17 protein-coding genes are annotated in these 19,256 nt (G+C 41.5%); 7 read left to right on the plus strand and 10 right to left on the minus strand.

Translation table 11 applies throughout. The annotated features are described in order from the left end of the window. From KCTC52924_RS08285 to KCTC52924_RS08295, 3 genes are all read left to right on the plus strand, one after another. Positions 1-240 carry a NifU family protein gene (locus KCTC52924_RS08285; protein ID WP_251806257.1) on the plus strand — a complete coding sequence of 80 codons (240 nt, stop codon included), beginning with the start codon at positions 1-3 and terminating at the stop codon, positions 238-240. 72 nt (positions 241-312) lie between these two features. Next, a complete protein-coding gene (locus KCTC52924_RS08290) occupies positions 313-1,371 on the plus strand; it encodes an NAD(P)/FAD-dependent oxidoreductase (RefSeq protein ID WP_251806258.1) in 1,059 nt (352 codons plus the stop codon). A 140-nt stretch (positions 1,372-1,511) separates the two neighbouring features. Further along, positions 1,512-1,841 (plus strand): 2Fe-2S iron-sulfur cluster-binding protein, encoded by a 330-nt coding sequence (locus tag KCTC52924_RS08295; protein ID WP_251806259.1) that lies wholly within the window; start codon positions 1,512-1,514, stop codon positions 1,839-1,841. 26 nt (positions 1,842-1,867) lie between these two features. On the opposite strand, the gene KCTC52924_RS08300 is transcribed toward KCTC52924_RS08295, so the two are convergent. The 3 genes from KCTC52924_RS08300 to KCTC52924_RS08310 all read right to left on the minus strand — a co-directional run bounded on the left by KCTC52924_RS08300 (position 1,868) and on the right by KCTC52924_RS08310 (position 6,447). Further along, the gene (locus KCTC52924_RS08300) at positions 1,868-3,670 is read right to left on the minus strand and encodes a glycoside hydrolase family 9 protein (protein ID WP_251806260.1); all 1,803 of its coding nucleotides are present in this window, start codon (positions 3,668-3,670) and stop codon (positions 1,868-1,870) included. A 231-nt stretch (positions 3,671-3,901) separates the two neighbouring features. After that, entirely contained in the window at positions 3,902-4,687 is a 786-nt protein-coding gene (locus KCTC52924_RS08305; protein WP_251806261.1) for a polysaccharide deacetylase family protein, read from the minus strand. Positions 4,688-4,710: 23 nt separating this feature from the next. Beyond that, entirely contained in the window at positions 4,711-6,447 is a 1,737-nt protein-coding gene (locus KCTC52924_RS08310) for an ABC transporter ATP-binding protein (protein ID WP_251806262.1), read from the minus strand. Between the two features lie 345 nt (positions 6,448-6,792). Here KCTC52924_RS08310 and KCTC52924_RS08315 point away from each other — a divergent pair, with 345 nt between their 5' ends. Then, positions 6,793-8,973, plus strand: coding sequence for an acylase (locus tag KCTC52924_RS08315; RefSeq protein ID WP_251806263.1), 2,181 nt, complete (start codon positions 6,793-6,795; stop codon positions 8,971-8,973). Between the two features lie 42 nt (positions 8,974-9,015). Here KCTC52924_RS08315 and KCTC52924_RS08320 read toward each other — a convergent pair whose 3' ends face one another. The 5 genes from KCTC52924_RS08320 to KCTC52924_RS08340 all read right to left on the minus strand — a co-directional run bounded on the left by KCTC52924_RS08320 (position 9,016) and on the right by KCTC52924_RS08340 (position 13,911). Beyond that, positions 9,016-9,657, minus strand: a complete 642-nt coding sequence (locus KCTC52924_RS08320) for a hypothetical protein (RefSeq protein ID WP_251806264.1) — start codon at positions 9,655-9,657, stop codon at positions 9,016-9,018. Positions 9,658-9,838: 181 nt separating this feature from the next. Then, the gene (locus tag KCTC52924_RS08325; protein WP_251806265.1) at positions 9,839-10,903 is read right to left on the minus strand and encodes a dipeptidase; all 1,065 of its coding nucleotides are present in this window, start codon (positions 10,901-10,903) and stop codon (positions 9,839-9,841) included. A gap of 34 nt (positions 10,904-10,937) precedes the next feature. Further along, complete coding sequence (locus KCTC52924_RS08330; protein ID WP_251806266.1) at positions 10,938-12,050, minus strand: D-TA family PLP-dependent enzyme; 1,113 nt, start codon at positions 12,048-12,050, stop codon at positions 10,938-10,940. A 70-nt stretch (positions 12,051-12,120) separates the two neighbouring features. Continuing rightward, positions 12,121-12,591: a RidA family protein gene (locus KCTC52924_RS08335; RefSeq protein ID WP_251806267.1), complete on the minus strand. Its 471-nt coding sequence runs from the start codon at positions 12,589-12,591 to the stop codon at positions 12,121-12,123. 3 nt (positions 12,592-12,594) lie between these two features. Then, positions 12,595-13,911, minus strand: coding sequence for a gluconate:H+ symporter (locus KCTC52924_RS08340; protein ID WP_251806268.1), 1,317 nt, complete (start codon positions 13,909-13,911; stop codon positions 12,595-12,597). A gap of 517 nt (positions 13,912-14,428) precedes the next feature. On the opposite strand from KCTC52924_RS08340, the gene KCTC52924_RS08345 reads away from it, so the two are divergent. Beyond that, positions 14,429-14,623: a hypothetical protein gene (locus tag KCTC52924_RS08345; protein WP_251806269.1), complete on the plus strand. Its 195-nt coding sequence runs from the start codon at positions 14,429-14,431 to the stop codon at positions 14,621-14,623. A gap of 786 nt (positions 14,624-15,409) precedes the next feature. Here KCTC52924_RS08345 and KCTC52924_RS08350 read toward each other — a convergent pair. Continuing rightward, complete coding sequence (locus tag KCTC52924_RS08350; RefSeq protein WP_251806270.1) at positions 15,410-16,009, minus strand: REP-associated tyrosine transposase; 600 nt, start codon at positions 16,007-16,009, stop codon at positions 15,410-15,412. Between the two features lie 303 nt (positions 16,010-16,312). Here KCTC52924_RS08350 and KCTC52924_RS08355 point away from each other — a divergent pair, with 303 nt between their 5' ends. Beyond that, positions 16,313-17,050 carry a slipin family protein gene (locus tag KCTC52924_RS08355; protein ID WP_251806271.1) on the plus strand — a complete coding sequence of 246 codons (738 nt, stop codon included), beginning with the start codon at positions 16,313-16,315 and terminating at the stop codon, positions 17,048-17,050. Between the two features lie 83 nt (positions 17,051-17,133). Then, positions 17,134-17,997, plus strand: coding sequence for a polysaccharide deacetylase family protein (locus KCTC52924_RS08360; protein WP_251806272.1), 864 nt, complete (start codon positions 17,134-17,136; stop codon positions 17,995-17,997). A gap of 123 nt (positions 17,998-18,120) precedes the next feature. Here KCTC52924_RS08360 and KCTC52924_RS08365 read toward each other — a convergent pair whose 3' ends face one another. Continuing rightward, the gene (locus tag KCTC52924_RS08365) at positions 18,121-19,230 is read right to left on the minus strand and encodes an acyltransferase family protein (RefSeq protein WP_251806273.1); all 1,110 of its coding nucleotides are present in this window, start codon (positions 19,228-19,230) and stop codon (positions 18,121-18,123) included. Positions 19,231-19,256: the final 26 nt, after the last annotated feature.

Raw genomic sequence — 19,256 nt, forward strand, 5'->3', positions numbered from 1 at the left:
ATGACATCTATTGAACTAAAGAATAATGTAGAAAAGGCCCTGGATGAAATCCGACCTTTTTTACAAAGTGATGGAGGGGATATTTCCCTTATTTCCATCGATAACGATACTTCTGTAAAAGTTAGATTGGAAGGGGCATGTGTGGGCTGTACAGTAAACCAAATGACCCTTAAAACCGGTGTAGAAATGACCATAAAAAAATATGCGCCTCAGATACTAGAAGTGATTAATGTGGAGTGAATATCTGATTATTATCATAAACTGATACCATCTCCTTTTATAGCTTTACGGCTATTTTAAGCTTACTTTTTCATGATTAAAACAGATATTCTAATAATTGGTGCTGGTCCTACTGGCCTTTTTGCTGTTTTTGAAGCAGGCCTATTACAGTTAAAGTGCCACCTTATAGACGCTCTGCCGCAGGCAGGGGGACAGTGTTCGGAGATTTATCCTAAAAAACCCATTTATGATATTCCTGGGTTTCCTGAAGTATTGGCAGGAGATCTCGTGAATAATTTAATGGAACAGATTAAGCCGTTTCAACCAGGTTTTACCCTTGGGGAACGCGCTAATACCATAGAGAAATTGGAAGATGGGACTTTTGTAGTTACTACTAATAAGGGGACCAAGCACAATGCACCAGTAATTGCCATAGCAGGTGGTTTGGGGAGCTTCGAGCCAAGAAAACCCCTGATAAACAATTTAAATGCTTTTGAGGATAAGGGCGTTTCCTATTTTATAAAGGACCCAGAGGTTTTTCGCGATAAAAGAGTCCTGATCTCAGGGGGAGGAGATTCTGCCTTGGATTGGAGTATTTTTTTGGCCGATGTGGCTTCGGAGGTAACCTTGGTACATAGGAGAAATGAATTTAGGGGAGCTTTGGATTCCGTTGAGAAAGTCCAGACCCTTAAAAACCTTGGTCGTATTAAACTAATTACCCCTGCAGAAGTGGTAGGATTAAAGGGAACCGACACCCTAGAGGCGGTTGTGATTCAAAAATCGGGAGATATTGATGAGGAAATCATACACGAAGTAGACCATTTTATCCCCTTGTTCGGGCTTTCCCCAAAATTAGGTCCAATAGGAGATTGGGGACTGGAAATCGAGAAAAATGCCATTAAAGTGGATACTTTTGATTATCAGACCAATATACCTGGCATATACGCCATCGGAGATGTAAATACCTATCCTGGAAAATTAAAGTTGATCCTATGTGGTTTTCACGAGGCAACCTTAATGTGCCAAAGTGCCTATCAGCGTATTTTTCCAGATAAAAAATACGTTATGAAATATACAACTGTAGGCGGTGTTTCCGGTTTTGACGGAAGTAAGAAAGAAGCTCCCAAAGCGGTGGTAAAAACCATAATTTAATAGATATTTAACGAATACCTAAACTTCTAAAACTGCATTTACAACGGTATTCACTTCAAAAATAAAAGAGATCCAGATTGGTTTCGCCCTTTTTGTATTTTGGGACTTTGTAGTGAGCTTTTGTCATTTTAACCAACATAATGAGCGATATAAAAATAAAAATTAAGGATAGGGACGGAGTATTGCACGAAGTTGATGCCCCAACGGATATGAATATGAACCTTATGGAGATCGTACGTTCTTACGAACTTGCTCCTGAGGGCACTATTGGGATATGTGGAGGAATGGCCATGTGTGCCTCTTGCCAGTGTTATGTGGAATCTGACCATCCGCTTCCGGAAATGTCCGATGATGAAGACGCTATGTTGGCGGAAGCATTTCACGTGAAGAATAACAGCCGTTTAGGCTGTCAAATTCAAATGACTGAAGATTTAGAGGGTCTAGAAGTTACTCTGGCACCGGAAAGCTAATAGGCTTTAAGATTTCATAATGCTTTTCATTCCTTTTTAGTCATATTGGCCCAATGCGCCATCATGATGATAGATCCTGCGGTCCCATCCATAGTGGGTTCGTTGGTAGAATAATCCCCAATATCATCATGGTATACTACATAAGTATTTTGAAAGGCTTTAAATTCATCAGGATTTGCGAGGTGAAGGCCTTTTAAGGAATTAAAGATGGAAGCGTACACTGGTCCGTCAACCAGTCCGCCAGGAATCTCTTTTTGGGTCAGCGCCCAGGTACTAGTGTGTACATCCAAGGGATATTCCCCATTTTCCGGGAGTTTGGTGAACATAGAGGTGCCCCATGGGTTTCTGCCAAACAGCCAATCGCGTTGTGCTACAACAAACTGACTATAAGATTTGTCGCCCGTCATTCTTTCGTAAAGAATTCCCTGTGTAATGATGCTGGTAAGCAAATTATTGGAACACCAGACAAAAGGGACCCCAATATTATAAGGGTTTTTTAAGGCTCTTTTTACGTTGTCCTCCAATCCTGTTTTGTAATATCCCGCCAAGGTCTCCTTAAATTTGTCGTCCACCTGATCGTATAGCGCAAAATGCCCTAAGTTGATAAAGGGGTAGAATTCATAATGAGCAACAGAATCTTTTGCTGTCCAGGAAACGGTGTTGGCCTGTACCGCGTATTCCTTGGCTTCTACTAAATACTCCTTTTTTCCGGTGCTTTTGTAAAGTTCTGCTGCACCCCATTCCATATCATCTGCCCATGATTTTTCTGAATACCTATAGGGGGCGCCATAAGAATTTCCTTGCTGGAACCCTTCTTTCTCTTGGCCTAATTGGTAAAGTGTCTTTGCTGCATTTAGGCATATGGTAGCAAAAACGGTATCTTTTAATTCCGTTCTCCATATTCTGGATGCTAGGGCAAGAGCCGCAGCAGATCTCCCTGCCAAATTGGATACGCCTGTGGCTTCGCTTTGATATTTGTTTAGGCCTTGTGGTGTGCCCGTAGCGAAATAGGCAACCCTATAACTGTTGGGTCCCCATCCGTAATCGGAGGTGTCCTCATCGGGCATTTTCCAGCCAATATGGTCGCGATCGTCCGCAATTTGATGGATCAGTTGGTCGGGACCTGGGTGTAGTTTTAATATCCAGTCCAATCCCCATTTCGCCTCGTCCAAAACATCGGCAATTCCATTGGGGATAGGCTGTCCCAAGTGGTTTACTCGATCTTCAAAGGTGTCCGGAAACAATTCATAGGCCATCAGCATATGGGCAGTGGCGTAACTTCCTGTAATTAGGTACTTAAGTTGATCCCCGGCGTCGTGCCATCCTCCAGTGGCGTCCACAAAGGTCCCCTCTGGCATAGGACCATAGGCCGATCGACCATCGCGTTGGTGACAGACCATATCAAAATAAGGATTGTAACCACAACGTTGTTGTCTCATAAATTCTAGCAGTATATCCGGCTTTTGATGGTAGGCATCGTTTCCAATGGAAAAGGAGTTGGATCTACTTTTAGAATTTTTACCCTGAATAAAATAAGTGCCCTTGGTTATGTAGTTGGAAAAATCGAGTTCATAATAATAGTCGAATGTACCCCATCCCTCTTTTTTGGATTTTTTTGGTCTTAGGGTAATTTCCGCTTTTTGGGTAGTTACATTGATCAGTTCAAAAGTTTCGGCTACTTTGGAATGGGAGAAAACAACGGCCGTTTTATGTTCCTCTAACATATATCCAATTTGATTGATCCGGATAAAGGGGCCTTTTGGAGTATCGCTGGCCATGGAGTAATGGCCTAAAATAACGGTTAGGAATAGAATGATGGCACTTTTCATGGTTGGTAAGTTATAAATTTATGGAACTTAAATATAAGGATTATACTGCTTGCATTTAAACATCTCTCCTTTTTAAAGGTTGTGTTTTGATCCCTTGCGCCTGTTTCTATTGTTTTTGGGATGTATAATCTACTATTGCAAAGTGCAGTGTTGTATAGGTCGATTTTAGAGGTGGATAAGGAGATTGTAATAGAACATTGTTAGGCTAAACCACTTGCCGGGGAGCATTCGTTAATGTTGTGGAAGAAGTTGGGTAACAGTGGTGAATTGGTAGCCTTTATTCTTTAAATGAGCGATTAAGGAGGGTAAATAATGGTAGAATTTATCGGTCCTTGCAGGGTCGGTGCCAATGTGCACCAGCAATAGAAATCCATTTAAACCCCTGCAGTTTCTTTCTTCATAATCGATAATACTTTCCAATATAATTTTACTGGAACGATAATTATTGTGATTAGGGGTAGTGTAATCTGCATGGGACAAGGTCCCGTGGGTCATATTGACTAAGGTGAAACCTAGTTCTTGGGTCCATGTGGCTATGGTGTTATTATACCATTCATAAGGAGGGAGGAAATAAGGAGCATCCTTTCTTTCTATCCCATATTTAGCCATCTCCCAGTAATTTTCTAGGAGGTCTACACTAAATTCCTCTTGGGTAACCAAAAGGCTATCTCTCTGGGTCCAATCGCAATACAATAAGTGTTTATTAGAATGTGCCCCTAGATAATGTCCGTTACGGACCAGTTTTTTTATGAGTCGATTAAATTTAGGATTTCGGTAAAAATTACCCGTAAAAAAGAAGGAGGCGGAAATCTTTTCTTTCTTCAGAAGTTGATGGAGGTAGGACCCGCCATCGGCAAATTGATCTCCAGTAAAGACAAGGGAAATGTTTTTCTGGGTGCTATCGCCTCGGACCAAAGCCCTATGGATGGAAGTATAGTGCTCTGCCGATATTTCTTGGGCCTTACTTTGTATCGCTAAAAGAAATAACAACCAACATATGACTCCGATCCTCTCCATAATCCTGTAAAAGTCTTAAAACATTAAATCCTTGCCTGATAGGTAAATAGGTTGTAGTACCTACCTTCCTTGGCGATCAGTTCATCATGTGTTCCCCTTTCGGCAATCCTACCATTTTCTATGACCAGAATTTGGTGGGCTTTCCTAATGGTGCTTAAACGGTGGGCAATCACAAAGGTGGTCCTTCCTTCGGTAAGCGTCGCTAAACTTTTTTGGATTAAGGCTTCACTTTCGGTGTCCAAATTGGAAGTGGCCTCGTCCAAGATCAATACTTTGGGGTTAGCCAAAACGGCTCTAGCTATAGCAATACGTTGCCTTTGTCCGCCTGATAGTTTTACGCCTCGTTCCCCGATCAGGGTATCTAGGCCTTTTTCAAACCTATCTGTAAATTCATCCACATAGGCGGCTTTTACGGCTTTCTGTAATTCGGTTTCGGTTGAATTAGGTCTAGGGAACATAATATTTTCCCTAATAGTGCCTTCAAACAAAAACTCGTCCTGTAAGACCACACCAAGATTTTTTCGAAAGCTGTTGAGGTTTACTTTGGAAAGATCTTTATTGTCTACCGTTATGGTTCCCGATACGGGGTTGAGGAAACTAGCTGCCAATCCGGCAATGGTAGATTTACCTGAACCGGAACTTCCAACAAGAGCCACTACCTGCCCAGAATTGACAGTGAAACTTATATTGTGAAGCACCTCGTTGTCCTCTTCATAGGCAAAGGAAACATCGTTAAATGCTATATCGCCCTTTATATCTTCTAAAATGAGGGTCCTTTCCTCTTCTTGTGCCTCGGCGGTCATATTCATCAGCTCTTCGGTACGGTCCAATCCTGCGAGCGCTTCGGTAAGTTGACTCCCAATATTGCTCATTTGAACTATGGGTGCTACCATTAATGCCAATAAAAATGTGAATTCTAGGAATTCTCCAATGGTGAGCTGGTCCATCATAATCTTATAACCCCCTATTCCCATAATTCCGGTAGTGGCAATACCCAATAAAAAAGTGGCGGAGCTAGTCATAAAGGCCGTGGCCGTCAGACTCTTTTTTACATTTTGAAAAAGTCGATCTACCCCTTCCTCAAAAATTTTGTTTTCTTGTTCCTCTGCGTTAAATCCTTTTATGACTCTTATGCCTCCCAAGGTTTCCGTAAGCCTTCCGGTTACCTCGGCATTTATTTTACCCCTATTCCTGAAAATGGGTCTGATGATCTTAAAAGCTTTTAGGGCGATCAGCGCAAAAATTATGAGGGGAATCAATGTAAAAACCGTCATAGAGGGACTTATTCGCAACAAAAGAATCAAGGAGACCACTGCTGTAATAGTACCGCCAACTAATTGGACTAATCCAGTGCCAATTAGGTTCCTAACACCTTCTACATCGGTCATGATCCTAGAGACCAAAGCACCGGATTTTGTGTTGTCGAAAAATCGGATGGGAAGGGTCAAAATCTTTTTTTGTACTTGGGCACGCAGTTCAGATATAAGGAACTGAGCCTGAACGCTAAGTATTTTGGTGAGTAAAAATGAGGTAACGGCCTGGACCAAGATGGACAATCCTACGACAAGTAATAGAAGTTTTAAGAATTCTAAGTCCTTGTTAGGGATTATATCATCCATTAAATATTGTAGAGACAAAGGGGCGACAAAACTGGCAGCCCTACTGATGACGATTAATAGCAACCCTATAAAAACCAATTTGCGCCTTGGCCAAATAATAGTTTTAAAAGCGGAAAGAATACTTACTTTTTTATCGGACATTTAATCTGTTTTTATTTTGAAAAATGAATGGAAAGTGTAAAAGTAACTAAAGTTATCCCCAGTTTACCTGAACTTCTGTCCTATTCATAAACACAATAATTTTGCTGGTTATTAATTGGTTATTAAAAAGTAGGAAAAACTTTTTAATTAGGGATATTGTCGCCCAATTATTTACGAGTACCTTAGTCAACAGCCTATTGCCCGATCGAATTATGAATTGCGCATGACCGAAAGCTGATCGTAAAATACCAATTATAATATGCGATCCTGATCGTCAGGCAAGTTTACTTATCGTAGGTAGGAACAGTCGAAGTATGACCCTTAAAAAACTATAAATTTCCAGACATGAAACTGTTTTACTTTTTTCTTGCTCTTTCCTTATTCTCCCGTAAAATGGATCAGGCCAAGTCCGATATTGAGGGTTGGAAAGCACAGGCCGAGAGGGTGACCATTATTCGGGACGATTTTGGAATTCCGCATATTTATGGAAAAACGGATGCCGATGCAGTCTTTGGCTTGTTGTATGCACAATGTGAGGACGATTTTAATAGGGTGGAACAAAACTATATATGGGCTACGGGTAGGTTGGCCGAGGTGGAAGGGGAAGAGGCTGTCTACAGTGATTTAAGGGCCAAGTTGTTTATGACACAAGAAGAGGCCGTGGCCAACTACGAGGCCAGTCCCACTTGGTTAAAAGAATTGTGCCGGGCATTTGCCGATGGTATAAATTATTACCTACATACGCACCCTGAAGTAACGCCAAAACTATTGACCCGTTTTGAGCCTTGGATGCCCATGTATTTTAGTGAGGGATCTATTGGAGGGGATATTGAGCGAATTTCCACCAAAAAAATTAAGGCATTTTATGAAAGCGGGATGGCCATTCCTGAAATGGAAGCTTTTAAACTGAAGAAAGAACAAAAACAGGAAGAACCCCAGGGTTCCAATGGGATTGCGATATCGGGAAAATTGACGGAATCTGGCAATACCCTGCTTTTAATTAACCCACATACCTCCTTTTATTTTAGGGGTGAGGTGCATATTGCCAGTGAAGAGGGACTAAACGCTTATGGGGCGGTTACATGGGGTCAGTTCTTTGTTTATCAAGGGTTTAATGAGAAGACTGGGTGGATGCATACCTCCACCTATACCGATATTATGGACGAATTTATAGAAACCATAGTACAACAGGATGAGGGGTTGTACTATGCCTATGGAGAGGAGCTTAGGCCAGTAAAAAGCTCGGAAATCACCCTGAAATATCAGGAAGATGGTGTAGTAAAGGAAAGGATATTCCCTGCCTACCGGACCCACCACGGACCCATTACGCATATGGCAGAGGATAGATGGGTAGCTACCGCAATGATGTGGGAACCTAAAAAAGCCCTGGAGCAATCCTTTATACGCACCAAACAGGAGGGATATAAGGGGTTTAGGAAAATGATGGACATGCGCACCAATTCCTCCAATAATACCGTCTATGCCGATGCAGAGGGGAACATCGCCTATTTTCATGGTAATTTTGTGCCGAAAAGGGATTCGTCCTTCGACTATTCCCAACCAGTGGAGGGTAGTGACCCAAAAACCGATTGGCAGGGATTGCATACAGTGGAGGAAAATATCCTGTTGTTGAATCCCGAGAATGGATGGCTTCAGAACTGTAATTCCACCCCCTATACCGCAGCCTTGGAATTCAGTCCCAAAAAGGAAGCGTACCCCAATTATATGTCCATAGACCAAGAGAATTTTAGGGGAGTACACGCCATCAATTTGTTGAAGGACAAGAACAATTTCACCTTAGATAATTTAATCACCTTGGCACACGATCCTTATCTGCCCGCCTTTGAAAAACTGATTTCCGGTCTGGTAGAGGCCTATGATAGAATAGCTTCTGAAAATGTACAATTAAAGGCCCCAATAGAAGTATTGCGAAAATGGGATTTGAGAACCTCTACCGAAGCGGTGGGGATGACCTTGGCCCATTATTATGGCACTCTTTATGGTAGAAAAGGGATATTACCTAAAGAAATGAGCGATATGGAAGCTATAAATTATTTTGGCACAAAATCCCCGTTTTCAGAGCGATTGGCCATTTTTGCCGAGGTGGTAGCACAGCTCGAAAGTGATTTTGGGACTTGGCATATGCCCTGGGGTAAAGTAAATAGATTCCAACGTATAAATGGAGAAATTAGGCAACCGTTCAATGATAGCCTTCCCAGCATGCCTATTGGTTACGCTTCTGGCCGTTGGGGTGCCTTGGCGGCATACGGTACTAGTTATGATAACAATACCAAGAAAATTTACGGTACCCGTGGCAACAGTTTTGTGGCGGTAGTAGAATTTGGGGAGAAGGTAAGGGCAAAAAGTATATTGGCAGGCGGACAGAGCAGTGACCCGACTTCCTCACATTTTGATGATCAGGCTCTGCCTTATGCTAAGGCTGAATTTAAGGAAGTGGCATTTTATAAGGAGGATGTGCTTAAGAGAGCAGAAGAAACTTATCGCCCTGGAGAGCGAAATCCGTAAATCTAAATATTTCCCGACTCTGCACGCTAAGAAGTTACTTATCTATTCTTTGACTACAATAATAGTAGCCTTAGATCCAGTTGATAAATTCCACATATTGGAATGGATCATTTTGCCTTGGTCGTCATACACATTTACCTGAGCGGTGTTAGGACCAGAGGTTCCTTGGTTTAATGCCTCAAAATCTATTCTGTTAAACCCTTTTTCAAGGTCCAGATTAATGCCTTTAAATGCGGCGGTCAGAAAGACGTTGGGCTCTACAACCTTACCGTTTAGATAAACTTTGATACGATCGCCATCAACATATTCGTGATCTCTGTAAACGATTCCAACAAATTTCCCATTACTTTTAATATCACCCAAGTACATATCTCCAAAGTATTGTGAGGAAGTCTTATCTTCTTTCTCCCGAATTTTCGGATCTATTTTTAATCCGTGGCCTGCCTGTACTAAATTCCTAGTAGGTAACATATTTATTTGGCGAGCAGTTAAGGAATCCCTTAGATTGGTAGTTGGTTTTATATCGTAAATAGAGGGAATCTTTAAAGCTGTACCCTCATTTGGGTTATCCTTGGCTCCCCTATCCCCTTCAATTTTCAAAGGTTGGGTGGTAGGGAGATCGGTCTGTGCCATTCCCAAAGCGGAAACCAAAAATACGATATAACACAAATATACAATTCTCATAAGGCCATTTGTAGGTGCAGTTGACCTACAAAAATATCAAATACCTTGCCATTAATAATTTAAATTGATGTTAAATTAAAAGCTTCAGTATCATTGTAGTAGGCAATTTGTAATAGAACTACGCTTTCCTAGATTCCTGTAGTGATATTGGTATGTGATAATGGGATCCACTTTAGGTTGATTATCCCCATGTTTTTTTAAGAAACCTTATAAAGTTTTTGCTCATTATATTTTCTATATCATCAGGGGTGTATCCTTTTTCTGATAATAACTGTGGGACTTTTTGAAGGTCTGCAATGGTATCCAGATCTAGCGGAGATTGTTCTTTTCCAAAACCACCATCCAGATCGGTTCCTATTCCAACATGAAGGGTATTGCCTGCCAATTGACAAATATGATCAATGTTCTGTATCATATGACTTAGCGCGACTCCCGTTTTTTGAGGGGTAGACACGCCCCTTATCCAGTTGGGGACCATCATCCAGGCATCCAAGGCAATTCCAATAACCCCTTCCCTTGCTATCAGTTCCTGGATCTGCGCATCCGAAAATTGACGGTTATGATCCACAAATTTCCGACAGTTGTTATGGCTTGCCCAAACCGGACCTTGGTATACTTTCATGGTTTCCCAAAAACTTTGGTCACATAAATGGGTTGCGTCCAAGATTAGGTTCAATCTTTCAATCTCTTTTAATAAGGCTTTCCCTTGGCTGCCAATTCCCCCTACAGAATCGGTGCCATGGGCATAAGTACCCGGACCGTAATGTGCTGGTCCTATGGCCCTGAGTCCTTGTTCATAGGAACGTTCCAAATGGCCAATAGTGACAATGGAATCTGCCCCTTCCAAACTAAGAATATATCCTATGGGGGTTTTGTACGGATCCTGTTCCCAAATGACTAAATGGGCCTCCAACTCTTGGGTATTGGTAATTTGAACCATTTTCCCCACTTCTTCCATGGCCCTATACCATGCCAGCTGGCCTTGGGTTTGTGCCCAAGCCTGTTGTGGCGAGTTCCAGCCCGGTAGATTGTTGTCCGGTTTTGTATATCTGGCGATTTGTGTGGCTACGCACAATCCTATATTCCCTTTTCGCATGGCGTCTAATGAAACCGTGTTTTTAGCTCGGTCCGGTTTATCGGTCTTCCCAAGTTCGCTTTCCCGGATAGCTGCTACGCTCCAAGTTAAGTCGCGGTTCCATTCCATGGCATTCATGGCTAAATCTAAATGTGCGTCAAATACAAACATAATTTCCCGTCTCTTTTTTCTCTCCTCTAATTGTTCAAATTGTTATTTTTTTATCCCGTGCTGCCACTTTCCAAGAATCGGTTATTATACCATCTACGGCGGTTAATACCCAATCGTATTTTGCTACGGTGGGGCAGATATGCTTAGGAATGGCGTAGGCCAGATGGCCTACTTTAAGTTCAGATTCTTGTGGGTATTGCACTATAAAATGCTCTTCACTTTGTCCGATCTGTTCCCAGTTTTCAACACCTAAAAATTGTACCCGTGGGAAGTTCATTTCCGAGGCCAACCATTTATGTCCCAAATCGAAACACACCTTACCCGTATTGGGTTTGCTGATCACTCTGGTCAAAAGTACGGCGGCATGAAGAAATTCCAGATCCTTAAAGGAATCGCCATAGCCGGCATCCCATAGGAGTGTGGTTCCTGGACTGGTTTCCACTCCTTGTCGGATGGCATGAAAGGGAAATGTTGGGGAACCTCCAGCGACTATAGTAGGAACAGGTATTCCCGCATTTTCCAAGTCGTCCTTCAGCAACAGAACCGAAGCAAAATCCCGATCACACGCCTTTTTTCTTTCTGCGGGATCTTGAATCCGAATATGCCCATCGTACACATGTAATCCTGAGGCGATAAGGTTAGGGTGATGATGTATATATTTATAGAGTTCTTGTGCGGTCTTGTCCGGACATATCCCGGTTCTATCCATGCCATTGTTGATATCTAGCCAAAGCGATGCTTTTTGAAATTTTTCAGCAGCTATCTTGGCAATTTCCCCTGCAGTTTCCAAATTATCGGTCAGTGTAGAAAAATTAGAATCCGGAAACGTTTGGACCAGTGTGAAAAAACGCTCAATGTTTGCGGCAACCGGCTGCATGGCCATAAGGATGTCCTTGGCGCCGCATTTTCCTAAAAGTTCGGCCTCGGCAAGGGTAGCACATTTAAATTTTTCAATACCGTGCTTTATTTGCAGATGAACAATCTGGGCCATCTTATGAGTTTTAATATGTGGTCTTAGCCGCTGCACCCCGCCCGCCATCTTGATCATGGTCCTGATATTTTTTTCTATCCGATCTGGATAGACTACTAGGGATGGGGTAATAATGTCTTTGGTGTCGGTTATGGTATACCAATTATGTGCTGTCATTGGTTTTGTTGTTAAGTGTTCTATCGTTTTATGAATAAGATTAGGCTATTTGGAATTTACAGGGGAAGCCTCAATGCAATTGGAACATTGCTTCTACCTCCACGGCTATATTTCCTGGGAGCATCATTCCTACGGCGCTTCTGACCCCTATTCCATTTTCGTTTCCAAAAATATCGGCCATCAATTCGCTAAATCCATTAACCACATAGGGTTGTTTCCCAAATTCTGGGGTACAATTTACCATTCCTAAAACCTTTACTACGCGCTTTATGTTGTCCAAACTCCCAAAGTGGGTCTGGATGGTGGAGAGCATGGTAAGTGCTACTTGCCTTGCTGCCAATTTCGCTTCTTCGGCAGTGATATCGTCACCTGCCCTACCTATCATAAGCGAGCCATCTTCCTTTACAGGACCTTGGCCCGAGACATATAAAAAGTTGTCCACTACCAATAAAGGCCTATAGACCCCGGCCGGTGGCGGTGCGGGAGGGAAAACTAATCCCAATTCCTTAATTCTTTCGGTGATACTGTTATTGTGTTTCATAGATTAAATAAATAAACTTAAGATCAATACGCCAATTAGGCCCATTACTCCCACGGTGGTTTCCATTACGGTCCAGGTTCGTAAGGTATCGTTTACCGATAGGTTAAAATACTCCTTGAACAACCAAAACCCACTATCGTTTACATGCGAGAGCATAAGGCTTCCCGATCCTATCGCCAATACCATTAGCTCTGCACTTGTTCCCGTGGCAGCTACAAGGGGCAATACGATTCCTGCAGTGGTGAGTCCCGCTACGGTAGCAGAGCCTACACAGACCCTTATGACCGTTGCAACCATCCAGGCTAAAATTAGGGGAGATAGGGCTGAATCTTTCAATATTTCGGCAATATATTGACTTACCCCACTATCTATAAGTACTTCTTTTAAAGCTCCTGCCCCTGCAATAATAAGTAATATCATGGTAATCCCAGAGATGCCGCTACTTACCGAGCCCATTATTTCGGGCATTTTTTTTCCCCTGGCCAAGCCTAGGGTGTAAATGGCGACCAATACTGAGATAAGCATGGCCACTGCCGGGTTCCCTATAAAACCGATGAAGGGCATTATGGGGTTGTCTGCTGGCAGCATCAGATCCGCAAGGGTAGACAGCATGATTAGGATGATGGGCAGCAAAGCTGTAAAAATACTGGTGGTAATCCCTGGCATTTCCGATTCTTCTAAAATACGGGGATTAACAAATTCTTTTAAGGGAGTGGCCTCTATATTCTTTATAGTTCGGGAAAAAAGGGGGCCCGCTACAATGATGGCGGGAATAGCGATAATTATCCCGTACAAGAGTGTCTTTCCGATGTCGGCATTAAAGGTGGCGGCGATAGCGGTAGGGGCAGGGTGCGGGGGAAGATACCCATGAGTTACGGATAATGCGGCGATCATAGGAAGTCCTACGTATAATAATGGGAGCTTGGTAGATGCCGCAATGGTAAAGATCAAGGGGATCAGAATTACGAATCCTACGGAGTAGAACATGGGGATACCCACAATGAAACCAGTCAATACCAAAGCCCATTGTATGTTTTTAATGCCGAATTTGGCAACCAAACGGGTGGTGATCTGTTGTGCGGCGCCGCTATCGGCCACCAACTTGCCCAGCATAGCGCCAAGGCCCAAGATCATGACAAGAAAGCCAAGAGTGTTTCCTATCCCGTCCTGAATAGATTGGACCACCGTTTCCAATTCCATACCCTCGGCAATTCCGACGGCAAGGGAAACAATGATAAAGGCTATAAAGGCGTTGAGTTTAAATCTGGCAATTAATATAAAGAGGAGTAGTATCCCAAGAATTACGATTAGTAATGGCATAAGGTTGGTTTATTGGTAGACAAAACTTTATTTCAATAAATATACTATTTATTAGGGTATCTATAATGAGTGCGATCTACCTAAGTGCTTTTTAAAGGGAACACATTGATAATGTGTTAATTATATTGTTAAATTAACCGCTCCGCAAAGTCTCACGACTTTGAGGTTATCATCTTGCTCGTGTAGGACGAGCCTTCTTTTATTTAGTTGAGTTTTTCGTAATGATAGTTCCGCAAACATCGCTCCGCAAAGTCTCACGACTTTGAGGCTATCATCTTGCTCACGAAGGACGAGCTTTCTTTTATTTAGTTGAGTTTTTCGTAATGGTAGTTCCGCAAAGACCGCTCCGCAAAGTCTCACGACTATGAGGCTATCATCTTGCTCACGTAGGACGAACCTTCTTTTATTTAGTTGAGTTTTTCGTAATGGTAGTTCCGCAAAGTCAGGAGACTTTGCGGAGCGTGGTAAAATTGTAAATAATGCAAGTTCACTAAAGTATACTAAAGAAATCAAGAAATTGCTTGCAAAGGAATTTCAAGAACCGTCTTATGAGTTTGTTAGACATTTTGCTAATCCAGTTTATTCCGGCAGATTAACGGAAAAGGTAATGGGCCAATTTTCAGACTTAGTACTTAAAGCTACAAATCAATTTATAAGTGAAAAAGTCAATGACAGATTGACTTCGGCCTTGAACAAGGAACATGAAAAATAACATGAAGAGATTCAAGATGAAGAAGAACCACAAAGCAAAGTTGAAACAACCGAAGAGGAATTGGAAGGATTTCAAATCGTTGTGGCAATCTTAAGGCGTAAACTCCCGAAAGACAGAATTATCCACAGAGACACACAATCTTATTTTGGAATATTACTTGATGACAATAACAGAAAGCCACTTTGTCGACTTCATTTGAACGGAGGGAAAAAATATATTAGCTTATTCCACGAAAACAAGAAAGAATCAAAGGAGGCAATTGAATCAATCGATGAAATTTACAGATTTGAAAAAGAATTATTAAAAACCGTCCAGAATTACGAATCTGAATAGGAAAATGATGTCAAACATCGCTCCGGAAAGTCTCACGACTATGAGGCTCTCATCTTGCTCACGTAGGACGAGCCTTCTTTTATTTAGTTGAGTTTTTCGTAATGATAGTTCCGCAAACATCGCTCCGCAAAGTCTCACGACTTTGAGGTTATCATCTTGCTCGTGTAGGACGAGCCTTCTTTTATTTAGTTGAGTTTTTCGTAATGGTAGTTCCGCAAAGACCGCTCCGCAAAGTCTCACGACTTTGAGGCTATCATCTTGCTCACGAAGGACGAGCTTTCTTTTATTTAGTTGAGTTTTTCGTAATGGTAGTTCCGCAAAGACCGCTCCGCAAAGTCTCACGACTATGAGGCTATCATCTTGCTCACGTAGGACGAACCTTCTTTTATTTAGTTGAGTTTTTCGTAATGGTAGTTCCGCAAAGTCAGGAGACTTTGCGGAGCGTGGATCATTTTAACATTGATTATAATTTAAAAACGAATATGGTTTTAGAACGTCTGTTACAGGGTTGTCTACTAATTCAACATCGACCAAGCCTTTGCTTTCTACATAATTGCTTGCACTTGAATACCTGTATTGACTCGCCCTTTCAACAATTCCTGCTCGAACGGGGTTCATGTGCACATAATTCAACTTGGACCACATGAATTTGCTAGAATATATTTCTTCTGCATGGTTGCCGTATTGCCAAAACTGATAGTTCTTATTTCGGCTATGTGTTGCTGTAGCTTTCTTGAAACTATCCAACATCCATTCCCGTCTGCTCTCTGGTTCGTTTTGGATGCTATCCAATATCTTATTTGCGGTATATTTTTTAAAATCGCGAACTAGATTGGATAATTTTCCATCATTGGATTGAATGATCATATGTATATGGTTGCTCATAATTACATATCCATATAAGATCAAACCTTTATTTTCTATGCAATATTTCAAAGAGTCAATGACTATATCACGATATAATTGCCTTGTAAACACATCTATCCAATCTACTACCGTAGCAGTAATGAAATGTGCTTTTTCTTGCTCGCGTATGATATAGCCTTCTTTCATTTAGTTGAATTTGTCGTAATGCTAGGTTGCGCAAAGTCTCCCGACTTTGCGCAACGGGCATGTTTGTCTATGTAAGTTAATAAAAATATCTTGAGCATAAAAAATAGGCTGGCTATATCATAAGGTTTTAGAGTCTATAAGCCTTTGGTTATCATGGGTTTATTTTGTAACTTTAAATGTATCCCCCTTTACAAATAGAAAGTTTTTTACTTACCCCCGTCGATGGAGAACTTTTAGAGCAATGACCTTGACTCTTCATCTTGCTTGTACGAATTTTTTTAATCTTCAACTAAAAGATACTCTATGGCACCACCGTTCATTTTTACCGTATTACTGATTTTGTTTCTCCTTTCTGGAATTCGAATTGTTTATGAATACAAGCGAGCCTTAAAGTTTAGGTTTGGGAAGTATGTAAGAACCCTACAACCGGGTTTTAGGTGGATTATTCCCCTAGTAGAGACCATTCAAGTCGTAGATATTCGGGTGATTACCATCAATATTATCTCCCAAGAGGTAATGACGGAAGACAATGTACCCTGTAGTATAGACGGCGTGGTCTTTTTTAGGATAAACAGTCCGGAAAAAGCCGTTTTGGAAGTAGAGGAATTCCGTTTTGCCATTACCCAATTATCCCAAGCCGCCCTAAGGGATGTCTGCGGAAAAGTGGAGCTAGATACTATCTTATCCAAGCGAGAGGAGATGGGGAAAAATATAAAGGGCATTGTGGAGTTGGAAACCAAGGAATGGGGTATAGAAATTATAGATGTCAAGATAAAAGACATCCAATTACCCGAAAACATGAAGCGTATGATGGCCAATCAGGCGGAAGCGGAACGCTCTAGAAGGGCCAGAATTATCCTTGCATTGGCTGAGGAGCAGGCTGCAGGGAAATTATTGGAAGCTGGGAAGCTCATTGATCAATCCCCATCTGCCATAAAGCTGCGACTCTATCAGACCCTTTCCAATATAGCCGCCGAAAAAAACTCTACCATCATCTTTCCTTTTCCTGAAGAAGTGCTGCCAAGGAATCAAAAAACTTAATAGTGGAACTCCAAATTTTTATACCTTAGGTGCAATTCACAAAAATTAGTAACCTACATACATATATAAAAACTTGAGTGGGAATGGATTCACTACAAAAATTGGGGTTCTCGGAAAAAACTAAATTACTGATTATACATGCAGATGACGCGGGACTTTCACATTCCGAGAATAGGGCGACAATAGAAGCGCTTAAGAACGGATTTATAAATTCATACAGCATTATGGTACCCTGTCCGTGGTATTATGAAATGGCTTTATTTGCAAAAAATAATCCCCAGTTTGATGCTGGGATACACTTAACGCTTACTTGCGAATGGGAGAACTATAAATTTGGGCCTATTCTGCCTATTTCCGAAGTGCCGAGTTTAGTGGACGAAAATGGATATTTTTATAAAAATAGAGATCAACTAAGAGAAAATGCTTCCCCAATAGATGTCCAGAAGGAACTTGAAGCGCAAATAGAGAAAGCACTGAAATTTGGACTGGCACCTACTCATATTGATTCGCATATGTATAGTGTGGGGGCTAATCCAGCATTCTTTAAAATTTACAAGAACCTAGGCGAAAAATACAATCTTCCGGTTTTAATAAATGAACAATTAATGGAAATGGTTGGGCTAGATCCCAAATTGAATATTGATAAAGAGGATCTTCTAATCGACAACGCTTTTGTTGCCGAATTTAAGTATTTCGAAACAGGCAAATTGGGCGATTTCTATAGTCGGATTTTGGAAAATTTATCAAGTGGCCTAAACCTCATTTTAATTCATCCGGCCTTTGATGATAGTGAAATGAAAGGAGTTACCGTTAACCATCCAAATTTCGGTTCTGAATGGAGGCAAATCGATTTTGACTTTTTCACGAATGAAGAAAACAGGGCCAAACTTAAAGAAAATAATATCGAATTAATTACCTGGAAGGACATAACACGGAGGAAAGTATAAATGATGTGCTTATAGCGAAAAGCGCGGTAAGTGCCTAAATTAAACAGGAAATCTCAGGAAACAAAGAGGGTAGGACGCCTGATTTTTATTCTTTTAAATGAGAGCCGCGCAATCCATCTATGATTATACTCTCAAAAAGAGTTTTTGCTTGTACAAGAAATACAAGAACACCCATTTTACGGCAAGGAGACAAATTACCATAACGACTGCGCCGTAGGGCTCTCCTGCTAGCTGGATGAGCCATTGAAAGATGGCGTTGGTAGTATATTTCCAATTAATAAATACCCCGGACATATAAATCAGGATGGAGTTCATACCGATTACCTTAAAGAAAAAGGCCCATTTTTTATATCCCTTTATATCGATTATATAATAAAAGACAGCCATCAACAAGGTGCTTATGCCTCCACATTGTAGCACAAAGGAGCTAGTCCATAGGTTTTTATTAATCGGGAAAACAAGGTTCCAGATCTGTGCAACAATAATCAAAATCACTCCAATAATGGTCAAGCGAATAGCCGTGTTTATATTTTTATCCACTGTGGTGCCCTTTAGGAGATTCCCAACATAAATTCCTAACAATGCCGTAGAAATTGCCGGGATAGTTGCTATAAGCCCCTCTGGGTCGTGTACCCCTAAAAACAATCTACCTGGTAAAATCAAGGTGTCCAAATAGGAGACAAAATTTCCTTCCATAGTAAGATCCCCCATAGGATAACCTGGGGCCGAAAAGAATAGGAATAAGAACCAATAGCCTAGAAGGAGTCCGACAAACCAAACTATCTGTGCTCCCTGTTTGGTGTATAGGTAGATGATATTTGCAAACATATAGGCGAGTCCAATCCGGCCCAATACACTTCCAAAGCGAATATCCTGTATGGGATGTAATTCTAATCCATTGTTGTACACAATGCCCAATAGTACTAGGATAAGCCCTCTTTTCACCACTTTAAGCAATAGATTTTGTCTGCTGGCACCTTTTTCTATTTGTTTTCCGATAGAATAGGGGGTAGCCACTCCCGCTAGAAATAAAAATAGCGGAAATATGAGGTCGTAAAACGTAAACCCATGCCAAGCAGGATGATGAAATTGGTGGGAGAGCGCATTCCAAAACGGGGAATGGGTAATGTTTGCCATATTGTGGAATATTCCTTCGGCTCCTATGATCCAGAACATATCAAATCCCCTAAGGGCATCAAGGGAATAAAGGCGTTGGGTAATGGTTGGTTTCATGCTTGGTATTGGGTTGGTGATCGAAG

The organism is Arenibacter antarcticus (assembly GCF_041320605.1).
Taxonomy (GTDB): domain Bacteria; phylum Bacteroidota; class Bacteroidia; order Flavobacteriales; family Flavobacteriaceae; genus Arenibacter; species Arenibacter antarcticus.

Bases quoted from the DNA above. Each gene is read 5' to 3' on its own strand.
- KCTC52924_RS08285 (WP_251806257.1), top strand. From the start codon at position 1: ATGACATCTATTGAACTAAAGAATAATGTAGAAAAGGCCCTGGATGAA.
- KCTC52924_RS08290 (WP_251806258.1), top strand. From the start codon at position 313: ATGATTAAAACAGATATTCTAATAATTGGTGCTGGTCCTACTGGCCTT.
- KCTC52924_RS08295 (WP_251806259.1), top strand. From the start codon at position 1,512: ATGAGCGATATAAAAATAAAAATTAAGGATAGGGACGGAGTATTGCAC.
- KCTC52924_RS08300 (WP_251806260.1), bottom strand. From the start codon at position 3,670: ATGAAAAGTGCCATCATTCTATTCCTAACCGTTATTTTAGGCCATTAC.
- KCTC52924_RS08305 (WP_251806261.1), bottom strand. From the start codon at position 4,687: ATGGAGAGGATCGGAGTCATATGTTGGTTGTTATTTCTTTTAGCGATA.
- KCTC52924_RS08310 (WP_251806262.1), bottom strand. From the start codon at position 6,447: ATGTCCGATAAAAAAGTAAGTATTCTTTCCGCTTTTAAAACTATTATT.
- KCTC52924_RS08315 (WP_251806263.1), top strand. From the start codon at position 6,793: ATGAAACTGTTTTACTTTTTTCTTGCTCTTTCCTTATTCTCCCGTAAA.
- KCTC52924_RS08320 (WP_251806264.1), bottom strand. From the start codon at position 9,657: ATGAGAATTGTATATTTGTGTTATATCGTATTTTTGGTTTCCGCTTTG.
- KCTC52924_RS08325 (WP_251806265.1), bottom strand. From the start codon at position 10,903: ATGTTTGTATTTGACGCACATTTAGATTTAGCCATGAATGCCATGGAA.
- KCTC52924_RS08330 (WP_251806266.1), bottom strand. From the start codon at position 12,050: ATGACAGCACATAATTGGTATACCATAACCGACACCAAAGACATTATT.
- KCTC52924_RS08335 (WP_251806267.1), bottom strand. From the start codon at position 12,591: ATGAAACACAATAACAGTATCACCGAAAGAATTAAGGAATTGGGATTA.
- KCTC52924_RS08340 (WP_251806268.1), bottom strand. From the start codon at position 13,911: ATGCCATTACTAATCGTAATTCTTGGGATACTACTCCTCTTTATATTA.
- KCTC52924_RS08350 (WP_251806270.1), bottom strand. From the start codon at position 16,009: ATGAAAGAAGGCTATATCATACGCGAGCAAGAAAAAGCACATTTCATT.
- KCTC52924_RS08355 (WP_251806271.1), top strand. From the start codon at position 16,313: ATGGCACCACCGTTCATTTTTACCGTATTACTGATTTTGTTTCTCCTT.
- KCTC52924_RS08360 (WP_251806272.1), top strand. From the start codon at position 17,134: ATGGATTCACTACAAAAATTGGGGTTCTCGGAAAAAACTAAATTACTG.
- KCTC52924_RS08365 (WP_251806273.1), bottom strand. From the start codon at position 19,230: ATGAAACCAACCATTACCCAACGCCTTTATTCCCTTGATGCCCTTAGG.